The sequence below is a fragment of the Ruegeria sp. HKCCD6604 genome, assembly GCF_013110635.1.
In the GTDB taxonomy this organism is placed as follows: Bacteria; Pseudomonadota; Alphaproteobacteria; order Rhodobacterales; family Rhodobacteraceae; genus Ruegeria.
In genome coordinates this window covers 345964-359756 of sequence record NZ_WVQW01000003.1, presented here as the reverse complement: position 1 = coordinate 359756, position 13793 = coordinate 345964, and the positions used below count along the sequence as shown (strand labels likewise).

Below are 13793 nucleotides of genomic sequence, written 5' to 3'. Positions count from 1 at the left end.
GAACGTTATGAACAGATTATGCAGGCCCTGGTCAGATGTGTTGCGAGATATGGCCTTGATGGTGCATCGCTTTCGCAAATAGCCAAGGAAGCGGGCCTGACACGGCCTCTGATCCGGCATCACCTGGGCAATCGGGATGAATTGATTACGACCCTGCAAGACTATGTTCTGAAAAGTTTTTCGGAACAGTCTGACACACTCGTTGCAGGCTTGCCGGCGTCGGGAAAATCAAGACATCTGATCGATGTTCTGTTCTCGGACATGAACCAGACGTCACCGGATATGGTACTTGCCTTCGCAGCACTCACCGCGCGGGCGGTCGAGGATGCTTCGCTTCGCCGGGCTTGTCGAGAGGCTCTGCTTGCCTTTGAAACTACGATTGCTGCGATACTGCGCGCGGATTTCCCGAATGTGGATGCCGCAAAGGTCAATACCGCCGCTCATGGCATTGTGGCGCTTTATTTCAACGCGACGTCTTTGGCCGCTCTGGATATGCCGAATGTCTGGAAAACTCAGGCCGAACAGGCCGCGCGTGCGCTGTTCAATGGCCTGGCGCAAGAACCATGACACGCAAGCGACAGCTGAACTACATCACCTTCGCGGCGCTGATGGTGACGACGGTACTTGGCTATCAGGCTCTGTGGGGGCTTCTTTTCATGTTCTGGACAATCCCGAATTTCTATTCCGGTCACGCTTTGCTTTTGACCGACGTAACCCGGGATGAGGACCCCATCCTGTTTTGGCTGATCCAACTCGCCTGGGTCGCATTAGGCCTGTCGATGATCGCCATCGACTTTCTCCCCCAAACGTTTTGAAAATTCCTTCACAAGAGGCTCAAATGAAACCCATGCTGCACCTTTTGCCGGTCGAAGCTTACACGAGCCAGGATTGGTTCGACCGGGAAATGCGCGAAATCTTCTCCAAAACCTGGCGCTACGCCGGTTTTATGGAGGATGTCAGTGAACCCGGCCAGTTCATCGCCGTGCAGGCCGGACTCAACAATATATTCGTGATCATGGGGCGCGATCGTCGCCTGCGCGCCTTCCATAACATCTGCCGCCACCGCGGAACCCAATTGATCCGCGCGGTTGGCAAAACGCAAAAAGCGTTGACCTGTCCTTATCACGATTGGACCTACGATCTTGAAGGCAATCTGATTTCGGTGCCGGATGAGCACGAGGAATTTGGCAAGGTCGACAAGTCCTGTCTTGGCCTGAAACCCGCCAAGGTCGACATCTGGAAATCGATGATTTTCGTCCATCCAGACCCCGACGCGCCTTCCATCGCCGAATGGTTCGGCCCCGTCGAACCCCATATCGGCCCGCACGTACCGGAAGAGCTGATTGAGTACGAAGACCTGAACACCAGCTATGAGATAAAGGCCAACTGGAAGGTTGTCGTCGAAAATTACATCGACGTTTACCACCTGAGCCATCTGCATTCGAATACGCTTCAGATGTATGACCACAAATCCGCCGAATTCCACTGGGAAGGACCTCATTACATGTTTTGGGAAATGCCCGTGGCAGAGTTTCTGGAAGATCAGGACAGCAAACTGACCGCCCCGCGCGTCATCCCCAAAGACATGAACGGCGCCTGGGTGCCGATGCTGTTCCCGGGGATTGGTCTGGCCGCTTCGGAAGATGGCTGGAACATCTTCATTGTCGAACCCCTTGGCCCGGAACTGACGCGAGTTCACAACCGCGGGCGGGTGTCCAACAGCTCGGAATGGGAATTCACCAAACAGTCGATGAAGTCGTCCTCTTTCTGGTCCAAGTTTGGAATAGCTGGGAAATACGAAGCCAATGACGCGATGGGCGAAGATGACCCGATGGTTGCCGGTGACTTTACCGGCGAAGATATCTACGCGTGCGAGCAACAGCAGAAATCCCTGCATTCTCCGTATTTTGAAGCAGGTCCGGCGGCAAACGGTGAAAGTCCCGTCATCGAGCACCAGAAAGTTGTTCTGCAATGGTTGGGGGAAGGGAAATGAACTCGCGTGATTTTTTCCCATTGCGCGTTTGCGGGACCAGAGTCGAGCCGGATGGCGTGGCAAAGACCGTTATGTTCGATGTCCCTGACCACCTGATGGACATATTCGCCTGGAGGCCGGGCCAACACGTGTCCGTTCGTTTCAATATTGATGGCGAAGAGCACCGTCGAAGCTATTCGATCTCCAGTTCGCCTTACTCCGGGGACCCGCTTCGCATCACCGTCAAACGGGTCAAGGGTGGCCGTGTCAGCAACTTCATCAACGACACTGTTCAGGAAGGGCAAACCATTGACGTCATGCCGCCATTTGGCAGTTTCTGCCTGGACCCCGACGAAACGGCGCGGCGCACTCATTACTTTTTTGGCGCGGGCTCTGGCATTACTCCGCTCTTTGCAATGCTGAACTCGGCTTTGACAGCCGAGCCCCATTCAGTCGCGCATCTGGTGTATGGCAACACAAACGCGAAGAGCATCCTGTTGCAGCACGAACTGAGCGTGCTTCAGCAAGCGCATCCCGAACGTTTTACAATCAACCATGTCTTTTCGAAACCCGGCTGGTGGTCCAGCACCGAGTACTGGCGGCAAGGTACAATCGACAAGGCCGCAATCGAAGCGTTGATCGCCGAGTATCCACCTTACGCCCAGGACGCGCGGTACTATATCTGTGGTCCGGGCGATATGAACCAGGCCGTCAAATCGGCCTTGATGTCCATTGATGTTCCCCAGAACCGCATCCACATGGAAAGCTATGGTGCTGCGCCGGATCTGGACACGGGTATTGAAGGGGTGGACGCAAGCGCTGAATTGACGCTGGAAGGCACCCGACATCTCATTTCGGTCTCCAAGGGACAGACCATTCTTCACGCAGCGCAGTCAGCGGGGCTCAAGCCACCCTATTCCTGCCAATCCGGAGTTTGCGGCGCGTGCCGGGCCAAACTGACCGACGGCACAGTTCATATGCGGGCGCGCATGGCGCTGGAAGACAAAGACATCAAAGCCGGAGAAATCCTGACCTGCCAGTCAATACCCACGGCGGAAAAACTGACGATCAGCTTTGACCAGACCCGTCGCTGAAAAGCCAATGACGCGCCTGAGGCATGCCGGTTCACGCCGCCTCAGGTTCATTCACGGATCGGATCATGCGTCGGGCGCGCAATCTCGGATCACAAAGTGCTTGGTCGTTTCTTCCACGACTTCCCAATAGCCGCGAAAGCCATTGGGGATCAAAAAGCTGGCCCCGGTGCGAAAATCCTGACGGGTCCCGTCTTCGTGGATCAGGGCGCAATGGCCTTTGACGATATAGCAATATTCGTCCTTGTCCGTGAACGCGTGCCATTTGCCCGGCGTAGACGTCCAGGTCCCGGCAGACAGTTGTCCATCCGGGCTGGTGAAGTGCATTCCAATCTTGTGATGCGGATCACCCGCGACAACGCGATCGGGAAGATCGGCCAAACGCCTTTCGCTGCGCGTTGCGGGCTCATCGAAAAGATTGATTACCTGTGTCGTCATGAGGTCATACCCTCCTGCTGGTCATGTAGTGCGAGATGACGTGACCGGCCAATGAACGGTCACGTGCTGGACTTGGATTTCCGCCATCTTCTAATGAAACAGGTAGACACCCGCCAAAACCAGAGCAGCGATAAAGATCGTCTCGGCCACGATCAGGACGATGGCCTGCCCGCCCACATCCAGAATCCGCTTGAGCGACGTTTTCATGCCCACTGCCGCAATCGACACCAGCAGCGCCCACCGGCTGAGATCGGCCATGGCCGACGCTACCACTTCGGGGATCAGGCCCATTGAATTCAGGACGGCAAAGATCAGAAAGCCAACGACAAACATCGGCAAAATTGGCGGGCGCTTGCCGTCTTCCTCGCTGAACTCCGCATGGCGCCGGACAAGAAACGAGATGACCAGCACCACCGGGGCCAGCATGGCGACACGGATCAACTTGACCAAAGTCGCCACCTCACCGGTTTGGTCCGAAACCGAAAACCCGGCCCCGACAACCTGCGCGACATCATGGATCGTTCCGCCCAGGAAGACCCCTGAAACCTCGTCGTTGAACTCGAAAGCCTCGGTGAGGATCGGGTAGGCGATCATCGCGATTGTAGACAGAACAGTAACCGACAGTACCGTGAAAACCAGGTTCCGCTCCGAATGCTCGTTTTTGGGCAGAATGGCCGACAAGGCCATCGCGGCCGATGCACCGCAGATCGCAACCGATCCCCCCGTCAGCACCCCAAAGCGCCAACCACGGCCCAGAAGACGCGCGCCAAGAAGCCCGAACAGGATCGTGAGGATCACACCGGCAATCACAACGGCAATCAGATCAGCGCCAAGGCTCATCATCAATTCAACGGAAATACGCGCCCCAAGCAGCGCAACGCCAAAACGCAGAACCGTTCGTGCGGTAAATTCGATTCCGGCCTTGCAGTCGCCGGCATCGTCTTCGGCCAGGAAATGGAACGCGATGCCCAGCAACAGGGCCATCAGCATCGCCGGGGCACCATAATGTTCGGACAAGAACTTCGCTGCGACGGCAACAACCACGGAAACAAGGAAACCGTGCCCGTTCAAACGAACGAAAGACCGTGCCCGAAGCCACGGCGAGTTGGATGCACTCAACGCCTGCATCTTACTTCCTTTGCAATATTTGAGCTGCCTTTTAGGCAAAGCCTGCCCCCACCCCCACCGTATTCGGCCCGGGTGGAGGCATGATCAGATTACAGCTCGACCTGAGCTTTCATGTCGTCGGCCGAGATTCCTGCGACGGCGACGGGTTTTTTCATTGCGTCGCGGCGGAAAGGTTCGCCGAGCTCCTGGTTGATCAGGGCCTCGATCAGCGTGGTGATGCCGTTCTTCTGATCCTCGATCGCCTGGTTCAGGGCTGCGGTCAGCTCGTCCTGGGTGCGGGCCACGACGCCCTTCAGACCACAGGCCTGCGCGATACCGGCGTAGGACACTTTGGTATCCAGTTCGGTGCCGACGAAATTGTCATCGAACCACAGGGTCGAGTTGCGCTTTTCCGCGCCCCACTGATAGTTGCGGAAGACGATCTGGGTCACGGCGGGCCATTCCTCGCGGCCGATCGCGGTCAGCTCGTTCACCGCGATGCCGAAGGCGCCGTCACCGGCAAAGCCCACGACCGGCACGTCCGGGCAGCCGATCTTGGCGCCGACGATGGCCGGCAGGCCATAGCCACAAGGGCCGAACAGGCCCGGCGCCAGGTATTTGCGCCCCGCCTCGAAGGACGGATAGGCGTTGCCGATGGCGCAGTTGTTGCCGATATCCGAGCTGATGATCGCCTCTTTCGGCAGCGCCGCCTGAATGGCGCGCCACGCCATGCGGGGGCTCATCCAGTCGGGCTTGGCCGCGCGGGCGCGCTGGTTCCAGGTGGTGCCCGGATCATCATCCTCGTGGTCCATGCTGCTCAGCTGCTGGGCCCAGCGGGACTTCTTCTCGGCGATCTTCGCCTTGCGCGCGTCGCGGCCCTCGTCGCCCGCGGTATCGCTCAGCTGGTTCAGGATGCCGGTCGCCACCTTGGCCGCGTCACCCACGATGCCCACGGTGACCTTCTTGGTCAGGCCGATCCGGTCGGGGTTGATGTCGACCTGGATGATCTTGGCCTCGGCCGGCCAGTATTCCATGCCATAGCCCGGCAGGGTCGAGAACGGGTTCAGACGGGTGCCGAGGCACAGAACAACATCGGCCTCGCTGATCAGTTCCATCCCGGCTTTCGAGCCGTTGTAGCCCAGCGGGCCGGCAAACAGAGGGTGGCTGCCGGGGAAGGCGTCGTTGTGCTGATAACCCACGCAGACCGGCGCATCCAGACGCTCGGCCAGCGCCTTCGAGGCCTCGATCCCGCCCTTGGACAGAACCACGCCCGCACCGTTCAGGATCACCGGGTTCTTGGCGGTCGACAGCAGCTCGGCCGCCTGCGCCACGGCGGATTCGCCGCCCGCAGGGCGTTCGAAATCGACGATGGCGGGCAGATCAACATCAACCACCTGGGTCCACATGTCACGCGGGATGTTGATCTGGGCCGGGGCGCTGGCGCGCTTGGCTTTCATGATCACGCGGTTCAGAACCTCGGTGACGCGGGTCGGGTCGCGGACCTCTTCCTGATAGGCGACCATGTCCTCGAACAGCTTCATCTGCTCAACTTCCTGGAAACCGCCCTGACCGATGGTCTTGTTCGCCGCCTGCGGCGTGACCAGCAGCAGCGGCGTGTGGTTCCAATAGGCAGTTTTTACGGCGGTCACGAAATTGGTGATGCCGGGGCCGTTCTGCGCGATCATCATCGACATCTTGCCGGTCGCGCGGGTGTAGCCATCCGCCATCATCCCGGCGCTGCCTTCATGCGCACAGTCCCAGAACATGATCCCGGCCTTCGGGAACAAGTCCGAGATCGGCATCATCGCAGATCCAATGATCCCGAACGCATGCTCAATCCCGTGCATCTGCAAAACCTTAACAAACGCCTCTTCCGTCGTCATCTTCATCTGAGTGCTTCCTTGTCTTTTCAGGGCGCCGAAGCCCCTGTGAGTTACAGTATTTCGTCTTTGAGGTAGTAGCCGACATACGCCATACGCTGTCCCAGTCGGCGGAAAGGCGTCAGGATGCCATGGCTCGGCAATGGGGAGGTGAAGATCGGCAGTTCAAACGCCTTGTCCTTCTGGCCGGCAACCAACTGCGCCATGCGTCGTCCGGCCTGCGCCGAGTACATGACGCCATTGCCGCCGTAGCCCATGGCGTAGAACACGCTCTGATCTGGATCGGGCCGAAAAATGCGCGGCATCATGTCGTGGCTGACATCAACCCAACCCCACCAGGAGTAGTCGAGGTTGATATCCTCGAGCGCCGGGAACTTGCGGGCAAGTCCCTTTTTCAGCAAGTCCAGATGTTTGCCGTTCTCGGCATCACGCCCTGTCACGGCGCTGCGGCTGCCGATCTGCATCCGATTGTCCGGCAACAGGCGGTAATAGTGGCGCAGCGTGCGCGTGTCGGTCAGGGGGGATCTGGTCTGAATACCGCATTCGTCCAACTCGGCCCGGGTCAGAGGCCGTGTCACCATCGAATTTGACAGGATCGGCATCAAGCGGTGCCTGGTGCGGTTGTTGAGCCCCGGGGGTGTATAACCGGCCGTTGCCAAGGCCACCGATTTCGCGCGCACAATACCGCCCGGCGTACGCAGATGATGCACTCTGTCCTTGGTTTGCCACCCCATGACCGGGCTGCCGGTATGGATTTTCACACCCAGCCTGCGCGCCATGTTGACATAGCCAAAAGCCAGCTTGCCGGCGTGGATACACGTTCCGTCCGGCTCCCACATCGCGCCTGCGGCTTCCATGTCGCGCACGTGGTTTTCATGCAGTTCGTCCCGGGAAATGATACGCGAGCCGTAGCCGAACACGTCGTTCAGCAGCTTGCACTCTTTCTTGAGCGACGGCATGACCTTTTCACGGTGCGCGATATAGTAATGGCCACCCGGCTGCGGTTCGCAGTCGATGTCATCCGACGCGATGAGATCGTTGAACAACTCGAAAGCTTCGGTGACTTCGGCGTGCATGCCCTTGGCCACATCCGTGCCCCAGCGCTGAATCCATTGCGACCGTTTCAGCCGCCCGGATGAGATCTGGGCCTGCCCGCCATTGCGCGTCGAGCATCCCCAGGCCACGGTATTCGCTTCAAGAACAACCGCCTGGATTCCGTGTTCCTTGGCAAGGTGAATGGCGGTGGACAGGCCGGTATAACCCGACCCGATCACCACCACATCGGCATCCATATCGCTGGACACTGGACCATCATCGGCCGGGGGCGTACCGGCCGTTCCGATCCAGTATGTGGGCGCGTGGTCGCGATTGTGACCAGGACCCGCATCGATGATGGGGTCATATTTCGGGTCATAGCTGGCCTTGGGCCAATGACGCGGGATGCTGTTGTCCACCATTCTTGTTTTTCTCCGAAGCTGCGCGCAGTGCGGCGGATCAGGCCTTGAACATGGGGCGCGTTTTGCGAAGCGCCTGTTTTACGACGATTTTTCCGTCACGCAGGGTGAACAGATCCGCACCTTCCGCTTCGATCCGCATGCCGTTTGCATCGGTTCCCGAAAACGTCCATTCCGACACAGCGCGATCACCGTGGACAAAGTGGCCGTGGTGATCCCAATGGGCGTCCTTCATGCCTGCCCAGACGCCTGAAAACGCGGCGGCGATAGCCTCTGCTCCTTCAATCTTGTTGCCGTATTTCTCGTCACCGGCCACGGTGTAGAACACGCAGTCGTCGGCGAAGTGGGTCATCACGCCGTCGATGTCGTGGCGGTTGAACGCATCAAACGTGTCCGCCAGGTCCTGCGCGGTCAGGGTCTTGCTCATTTTGTACTTCCTTGTCAGTGGGGTTGTTACGTTTCGTCCGGGTTCGGAACGATCAGTGTCGGTATCTTGGAGCGCCGCAAAACACGCTTTGCGACGGTGCCCAGAAACGTATGCGAAAAGCCGTGATCATGCGCGCCCAGCACGATCAGATCACAGCCCAGTTCGACCGAGCGGCGCAGGATCACTTCGGCCGGGTGGCCATCTGTGACCTCGACCGAAGTGACCTGATCGCGAATTCTCTCATCGTCACCATCGAACTGAGCCCAGAACTTGGCTTGCCGTTCGGCCAGAACCTTGCGCACCATCTCGTGACGGCGCGCAGCGGCGGTTTTGCGGGTCTCTTCATTCAGGATGAAGATCTCCATCGTGATCTTGGCATCGTCCGATAGTGGCTCATTCACATGCAGAACGTGAATTTCAGCCCCCGTGGCCTGCGCGATGCTGGCGGCATGGCGCATGGCGTGACCCGAGTTTTCGGACAGGTCAGTGGCAAAGAGGATGTTTGTGACCAGTTGTTTCATGTCGTCATCCTTTCGGGTCAGTAGCCGAACAGCCGTGGAAGCCACAGCGACAGTTCAGGGAAGAAGGCGATGATGAAGATCGCGATCGTGTTGGCGGCCGCAAAGGGCAGCGCACGCAACGAGATCTGTTCGATCGTGATGTTCGAGATACCTGACGCGATGAACAGGTTTTCGCCCAGCGGCGGCGTCTGGAAACCGATACCCAGCGTGCAGACCATCACCACGCCAAAGTGGATCGGGTCGATACCCACCGAATAGGCCACCGGCAGCATCACCGGAACCAGGATCAGGATGGTGGCCAGCGTCTCCATGAACATGCCGACGAACAGCAGGAAGAAGATGATCAGCGTCCAGATGACATAGAGGTTGTCCGTGAAGCTGAGCATCGAATCCGCGATGATCGCCGGGATCTGGTTTTCCACCAGCAGTCGGCCAAACACCGTCGCGGTGAACAGGATCAGCAGAACACGCCCAGTCAGCCATGTGGTGGCCTCGAGCGACTGGAACAGCGACTGCCAGGTCAGTTCGCGGTAGATAACCACGCCCACGAACAGGGTGTAGAAAATCGCCACGATTGCCGCCTCGGTCGGGGTGAAGAACCCGGTATAGATACCGCCCAGGATCACCAGCGGCGCCATCAGCGACCAGAATCCGCGATACATTTCGCAACCCACGTGACGGATCGACCAACCTTCGGAAACGCCTTTGTAGCCGCGCTTTTTCGACATGAAGAAGTTCAGGATCAGCAGGCTGGTAGCGATCAGGAAGGCCGGGACGAATCCGGCGATGAACAGTTTCGAGATTGAAACCGACTGGAACGTACCGAACTTTTCCACGGCTTCCGGCGGCGGCGCCATACCGAGCGCGGCAATGCCGAAGATCACCATCGGGATAGAGGGAGGAATGATAATCCCAAGGCCGCCAGAGGACGCAGTGATCGCCGAGGCATAGCCGCGCTCATAGCCGCGGTCGATCATCGCAGGGATCATCAACATCCCAACGGCCGCGGTTGTTGCCGGGCCCGAGCCCGAAATGGCGCCGAAGAAAAGACATGCCATGACCGTCGCAGCCGAAATACCGCCGGTGAAAGGACCGGCCAGGCTTTCGGCAACATTGATCAGGCGTTTCGAGATACCGGCGGCTTCCATCAAAGCGCCGGCAAGAATAAACGCGGGCAGAGCCATCAGCGGGAACGAACCGACTGAGGTGAAGGCAATCTGCACGAACTTGATCGGGTTCTCGTCCAGATAAAGGAATGAGACCAGCGAAGCCACACCCAGCGCCACCGTGATCGGCGCGCCAATGAGCAGCAGAAACAGGAAAGACCCAAACAGGATTGTGACGATTTCGGATTCCATGGTTTATCCCCCTGCCCTTAGGATTTCTTTGCTGCTTCAGTCGCAGCTTTGATTTCGTCGAGGTCGATCTGATCGGGATCGTGAATATCTTCGCCCTTGATAAGGCGGCGGTAGTTCACCTGAATGATGCGGACGGTCATCAGCGCAAAGGCGATGGGCAGCACCATGTAGATGTATTTCATCTCGATACCCAGGGTCTGGGACTTCCAGAATTTGTTCATCTTGTTGAAGACAAAATCTGTCGCCAGATACAGGAAGTAGACATTGAAGAAGAGCCAGAAGAGATCGGCAAAAGCTTCGATGTACTTGATCGCCCCCTCAGGCAGGAACTTGAACTGGAACGTCACCCGGTTATGCGCGCCTTTCAGAGCGGCGTAACTTGCGCCGAAATAGACGAACCACACGAACATGTAGACCGAAAGTTCTTCGATCCAGCTGATCGAAAAGCCGAAGACTTCGCGCGCGATGATCTGCACGAACAAAAGGCAGACGAAGCCGGATAAGAGGATCCGGCAGATGATACTTTCTATGTTGTCCAGAAATTTCCAGAACATGTGGTTTCACTCCTCCCTGAATTGAGAAGAGCGCCGCAGCGCTCCTCCCGCTATCGCTCTGGGGCGATTATTGCTGGACCGGCTCGCGGCCGATGGCTTCGAGAACTGCATTCAGCTTCTCGACACCACCAATGGACTCGTAGAACTGCGGCCATACGGCTTCGGTTGCCAGTTGAATGAACTCGGCTTCGTCGTTCTCGGGGTCGATGATTGCCATTCCCTTGGCCGTCAGCTCTTCTTTGATGGCGGCCTCTGAATCACGCAGGAACTGTGCCGAGACCTGAGTGGCTTCCTGCCCTGCTTCCAGGATCATCTGCTGTTCCTCTTCGGACAGGTCCTGGAAGATGACTTCCGAGATGATCAGCGGTTCGATCGAGAAGATGTAACGCAGGTTGGTGACGTGGTCCTGAACCTCGTAGAACTTCATCGCATTGATGGTCAGGTAAGGGTTGTCCTGACCGTCAACCACTTTGGTCTGCAGGCCGGTGAAGGTTTCGGACCAGGCCATCGGGGTCGGGTTGATGCCCCATGCCTTGTAGGTTTCGATCATGATTTCGTTCTTGGGAACGCGGATGATCAGATCCTGCAAGTCCGCAACCGATTTGACCGGCTTCTTCGAGTTCGTCAGACGGCGGAAACCGGTATACGTCCAGCCGATGATGCGGACGCCGGCATCACGGATGGTGTTTTCGATCAGTTCCTGACCGATTGGACCCTGGGTCAGTTTTTCGGCATCTTCCAGGCTGAGAATAACATAGGGCAGAGTGAAAACGCCGACCGAGGGCGAGAATGGCGTGATGTTGTTGATTGCCAGCAAAGACATATCGAGCGTGCCGATGGCCGCTTCGTTCACGGTGTCCTGCTCGGAACCGAGCTGACCGTTCAGGAACAGTGTCGCGGTGTGCTCACCACCTGATTTTTCTTCGAGCGCTTTCACGAAAGCGAGCCCCAGCGCCTCTTGTGCGCTGCCGGCGCTGTCGCCGACAGCGATCTTGAAGTTCTTCGCCTCGGCCGTGCCGGCGACCATCAGTGCGGCAACGGAAACGGCTGCGCTGAAAGTGCCAAGCTTTTTGATAAATGACATGGATTTCCTCCCATTTGTCGTGTTTCGAGGTGCGCGCTGACCTGGGGAGAAATAGGCCAGTCCGATTCTACCTCGGCGACACGAAGCTAACTTGCCAAAATGGTTTCGTCGTTGTTAATATTTGCGCGAAAGGTTTCATAAATCTCAAACATACGATATGAGTCAGAACAAACTTGATACCCGGATCGGCGACACGGACATCCGTCTGCTGCGCGTGTTCAAAACCGTCGCAGAAAGTGGTGGTATCACTGCCGCCGAGATCGAGCTGAACATTGGAAAATCGACGATCTCGAAACACTTGTCTGATCTGGAACTGAGGCTTGGCCTGAAGCTGTGCAACCGGGGGCCGTCAGGGTTTTCACTGACGGAAGACGGCGAGAAGGTGCTGGCGGCGGCTGAAGACCTGCTTATTTCCGTGGCGCAGTTCAGAACCGAGGTCAACGAAGTCAAACAACAACTGGCCGGCAGTATTCGCGTGGCTCTGTTCGATCAATGTACAACCAACCCCGAAGCCCAACTTGCCCGCACCATTCACAAGTTCAATGAGGCCGCACCGGCGGTTCACATTGAGTTGTCGCTGGAACCCCCCAACGTGATTGAGACAATGGTCATCACCGGGCATCTGGATGTCGGCATCATCGCTTTGCACCGACCATCGGCAAGCCTGGATTACACACCGCTCTATGGGGAAAACATGTTCTTGTACTGTGGGCAGGAACACCCTCTGTTTGACCGGTCGGATCCAGAATTGAAGCTGAGTGTTCTTCGCAAGTTCAACTATGCCGGCCTGAATGTGAACTCTCCAAATCTCATCGTTGGTCAACAACTGGGGTTTCGACGTGCGGCCAAAGTGCAGAACGAACAAGCCCTTGTCATTCTGATACTCTCAGGTCGCTACCTTGGGTTTCTTCCCGATCATCTGGCGCAGGAATTTGTCGAACAGGGGCTTATGAAACAGGTCCTGCCCAAAGAGATCAAATACAGAACCCGTTTCGCGGCCGTGGCCAGAAAACAACCTGCGCCAACACGCGTGGCCAAGCTGTTTCTGGAAACTCTGGTAAAGGTGCATTCTGAGGTACAGTAGGAACGCGGACAGGGCGTCTTGTTTCCCAGGCCCAAACCCGCCCGTACCTGAAATTTGCACAAGACGCGAGGCCGCGCGGATCAATCGCTGGCTGCGGTAACGATCATTTCGACCTTCAGAACATCACGGGCCAGTTTCGCCTCGCCGCAGGCACGGGCCGGGGCGTGGCCCTCTGGCACCCAGGCATCCCAGACCGCGTTCATTTCGGCAAAGTCGGCCATGTCCGACAGCCAGATCACACATTGCAGGATGCGCGTCTTGTCGCTGCCGGCCTTGGCCAGAAGGTCCTCGATCTTGGCAAGGATGTCACGGGTTTGATCCGCAACAGTTGCGGCATCGGAAACCTGACCGCACAGATAGGCGGTTCCGTTATGTTTGACGATGCGGCTCATGCGTTTGCCGGTCTCGATCCGAGTAATGGTCACGACTGCTGTCTCCTGTCACGATGGGTATGTTCCGGTTGGGCGATAGAGCGAAACGACGCCAACCGCCAGCCCGGACCTTCAATCATCGAATAATTGCCAGCCTGCTGCGCGGGGGCTTTCAGCCTAATAGCACGCTTATGTCCGGTGCTCGGAGACGTGATAAGCGGTTGCCAGCGCCTTGCGGATAGGACGTTTTCACCGATGCTTTTTCTTTCCTGTCTTGCACTCTTCGGCCAACGCATTTGGTGAAACATCGCGGCCCTGGTTCACAAGGCGTTTTACGGAGATTTCCCAGTCTGCTTTCAATCGGCTAAGAGCTCCTCCGCTCGCCCCTATATCGGAGCGCCATATGCCACCCGACACTGCCGAAACGCTGCTTTTTTGCATGTCCGATGCAG

General features: G+C 57.5%; 15 protein-coding genes. 5 read left to right on the top strand and 10 right to left on the bottom strand.

Features of this window, described 5'->3' with window-relative positions:
- Positions 1-18: 18 nt before the first annotated feature.
- Genes GS614_RS11630 through GS614_RS11615 form a run of 4 tightly spaced genes read left to right on the top strand, consistent with a single transcriptional unit; the run spans position 19 to position 3066 of the window.
- Entirely contained in the window at positions 19-567 is a 549-nt protein-coding gene (locus GS614_RS11630) for a TetR/AcrR family transcriptional regulator (RefSeq protein ID WP_171726345.1), read from the top strand.
- Entirely contained in the window at positions 564-815 is a 252-nt protein-coding gene (locus GS614_RS11625) for a hypothetical protein (RefSeq protein WP_171331921.1), read from the top strand. Before GS614_RS11630 ends, GS614_RS11625 begins: the two co-directional genes overlap by 4 nt.
- A gap of 23 nt (positions 816-838) precedes the next feature.
- Positions 839-1993, top strand: coding sequence for an aromatic ring-hydroxylating dioxygenase subunit alpha (locus tag GS614_RS11620; RefSeq protein ID WP_171726344.1), 1155 nt, complete (start codon positions 839-841; stop codon positions 1991-1993).
- On the top strand, positions 1990-3066 hold the full coding sequence (locus tag GS614_RS11615) for a 2Fe-2S iron-sulfur cluster-binding protein (RefSeq protein WP_216601158.1): 1077 nt from the start codon (positions 1990-1992) through the stop codon (positions 3064-3066). The genes GS614_RS11620 and GS614_RS11615 overlap by 4 nt, the downstream gene beginning before the upstream one ends.
- Before the next feature lie 63 nt (positions 3067-3129).
- On the opposite strand, the gene GS614_RS11610 is transcribed toward GS614_RS11615, so the two are convergent.
- The 9 genes from GS614_RS11610 to GS614_RS11570 form a co-directional block, all read right to left on the bottom strand.
- Entirely contained in the window at positions 3130-3501 is a 372-nt protein-coding gene (locus GS614_RS11610; RefSeq protein WP_171617662.1) for a cupin domain-containing protein, read from the bottom strand.
- A 90-nt stretch (positions 3502-3591) separates the two neighbouring features.
- Positions 3592-4629, bottom strand: a complete 1038-nt coding sequence (locus GS614_RS11605) for a YeiH family protein (RefSeq protein WP_171172696.1) — start codon at positions 4627-4629, stop codon at positions 3592-3594.
- A gap of 89 nt (positions 4630-4718) precedes the next feature.
- Positions 4719-6497, bottom strand: coding sequence for a sulfoacetaldehyde acetyltransferase (gene xsc / locus GS614_RS11600; RefSeq protein WP_171726342.1), 1779 nt, complete (start codon positions 6495-6497; stop codon positions 4719-4721).
- A gap of 44 nt (positions 6498-6541) precedes the next feature.
- Positions 6542-7945, bottom strand: coding sequence for an FAD-binding oxidoreductase (locus GS614_RS11595; RefSeq protein WP_171117915.1), 1404 nt, complete (start codon positions 7943-7945; stop codon positions 6542-6544).
- A 37-nt stretch (positions 7946-7982) separates the two neighbouring features.
- Positions 7983-8369 (bottom strand): nuclear transport factor 2 family protein, encoded by a 387-nt coding sequence (locus tag GS614_RS11590; RefSeq protein ID WP_216600355.1) that lies wholly within the window; start codon positions 8367-8369, stop codon positions 7983-7985.
- Between the two features lie 26 nt (positions 8370-8395).
- Positions 8396-8890: a universal stress protein gene (locus GS614_RS11585; protein WP_152460448.1), complete on the bottom strand. Its 495-nt coding sequence runs from the start codon at positions 8888-8890 to the stop codon at positions 8396-8398.
- A gap of 17 nt (positions 8891-8907) precedes the next feature.
- Positions 8908-10248: a TRAP transporter large permease gene (locus GS614_RS11580; protein WP_171205775.1), complete on the bottom strand. Its 1341-nt coding sequence runs from the start codon at positions 10246-10248 to the stop codon at positions 8908-8910.
- Positions 10249-10265: 17 nt separating this feature from the next.
- The gene (locus tag GS614_RS11575) at positions 10266-10802 is read right to left on the bottom strand and encodes a TRAP transporter small permease (RefSeq protein ID WP_170347177.1); all 537 of its coding nucleotides are present in this window, start codon (positions 10800-10802) and stop codon (positions 10266-10268) included.
- 67 nt (positions 10803-10869) lie between these two features.
- Positions 10870-11886, bottom strand: a complete 1017-nt coding sequence (locus tag GS614_RS11570; protein ID WP_171726341.1) for a TRAP transporter substrate-binding protein — start codon at positions 11884-11886, stop codon at positions 10870-10872.
- A 157-nt stretch (positions 11887-12043) separates the two neighbouring features.
- On the opposite strand from GS614_RS11570, the gene GS614_RS11565 reads away from it, so the two are divergent.
- Positions 12044-12970 (top strand): LysR family transcriptional regulator, encoded by a 927-nt coding sequence (locus GS614_RS11565; RefSeq protein ID WP_171726340.1) that lies wholly within the window; start codon positions 12044-12046, stop codon positions 12968-12970.
- A gap of 80 nt (positions 12971-13050) precedes the next feature.
- Here the strand turns inward: GS614_RS11565 and GS614_RS11560 are convergent, their stop codons facing one another.
- On the bottom strand, positions 13051-13395 hold the full coding sequence (locus GS614_RS11560; RefSeq protein WP_171726339.1) for a Rid family hydrolase: 345 nt from the start codon (positions 13393-13395) through the stop codon (positions 13051-13053).
- Positions 13396-13793: the final 398 nt, after the last annotated feature.

What these genes read in the sequence shown, in the direction of transcription:
- GS614_RS11590 (WP_216600355.1), bottom strand. Translation starts at nt 8,369, where the DNA reads ATGAGCAAGACCCTGACCGCGCAGGACCTGGCGGACACGTTTGATGCG.
- GS614_RS11625 (WP_171331921.1), top strand. Translation starts at nt 564, where the DNA reads ATGACACGCAAGCGACAGCTGAACTACATCACCTTCGCGGCGCTGATG.
- GS614_RS11580 (WP_171205775.1), bottom strand. Translation starts at nt 10,248, where the DNA reads ATGGAATCCGAAATCGTCACAATCCTGTTTGGGTCTTTCCTGTTTCTG.
- GS614_RS11615 (WP_216601158.1), top strand. Translation starts at nt 1,990, where the DNA reads ATGAACTCGCGTGATTTTTTCCCATTGCGCGTTTGCGGGACCAGAGTC.
- GS614_RS11605 (WP_171172696.1), bottom strand. Translation starts at nt 4,629, where the DNA reads ATGCAGGCGTTGAGTGCATCCAACTCGCCGTGGCTTCGGGCACGGTCT.
- GS614_RS11620 (WP_171726344.1), top strand. Translation starts at nt 839, where the DNA reads ATGAAACCCATGCTGCACCTTTTGCCGGTCGAAGCTTACACGAGCCAG.
- GS614_RS11595 (WP_171117915.1), bottom strand. Translation starts at nt 7,945, where the DNA reads ATGGTGGACAACAGCATCCCGCGTCATTGGCCCAAGGCCAGCTATGAC.
- GS614_RS11570 (WP_171726341.1), bottom strand. Translation starts at nt 11,886, where the DNA reads ATGTCATTTATCAAAAAGCTTGGCACTTTCAGCGCAGCCGTTTCCGTT.
- GS614_RS11610 (WP_171617662.1), bottom strand. Translation starts at nt 3,501, where the DNA reads ATGACGACACAGGTAATCAATCTTTTCGATGAGCCCGCAACGCGCAGC.
- GS614_RS11575 (WP_170347177.1), bottom strand. Translation starts at nt 10,802, where the DNA reads ATGTTCTGGAAATTTCTGGACAACATAGAAAGTATCATCTGCCGGATC.
- GS614_RS11630 (WP_171726345.1), top strand. Translation starts at nt 19, where the DNA reads ATGCAGGCCCTGGTCAGATGTGTTGCGAGATATGGCCTTGATGGTGCA.
- GS614_RS11585 (WP_152460448.1), bottom strand. Translation starts at nt 8,890, where the DNA reads ATGAAACAACTGGTCACAAACATCCTCTTTGCCACTGACCTGTCCGAA.
- xsc (WP_171726342.1), bottom strand. Translation starts at nt 6,497, where the DNA reads ATGAAGATGACGACGGAAGAGGCGTTTGTTAAGGTTTTGCAGATGCAC.
- GS614_RS11565 (WP_171726340.1), top strand. Translation starts at nt 12,044, where the DNA reads ATGAGTCAGAACAAACTTGATACCCGGATCGGCGACACGGACATCCGT.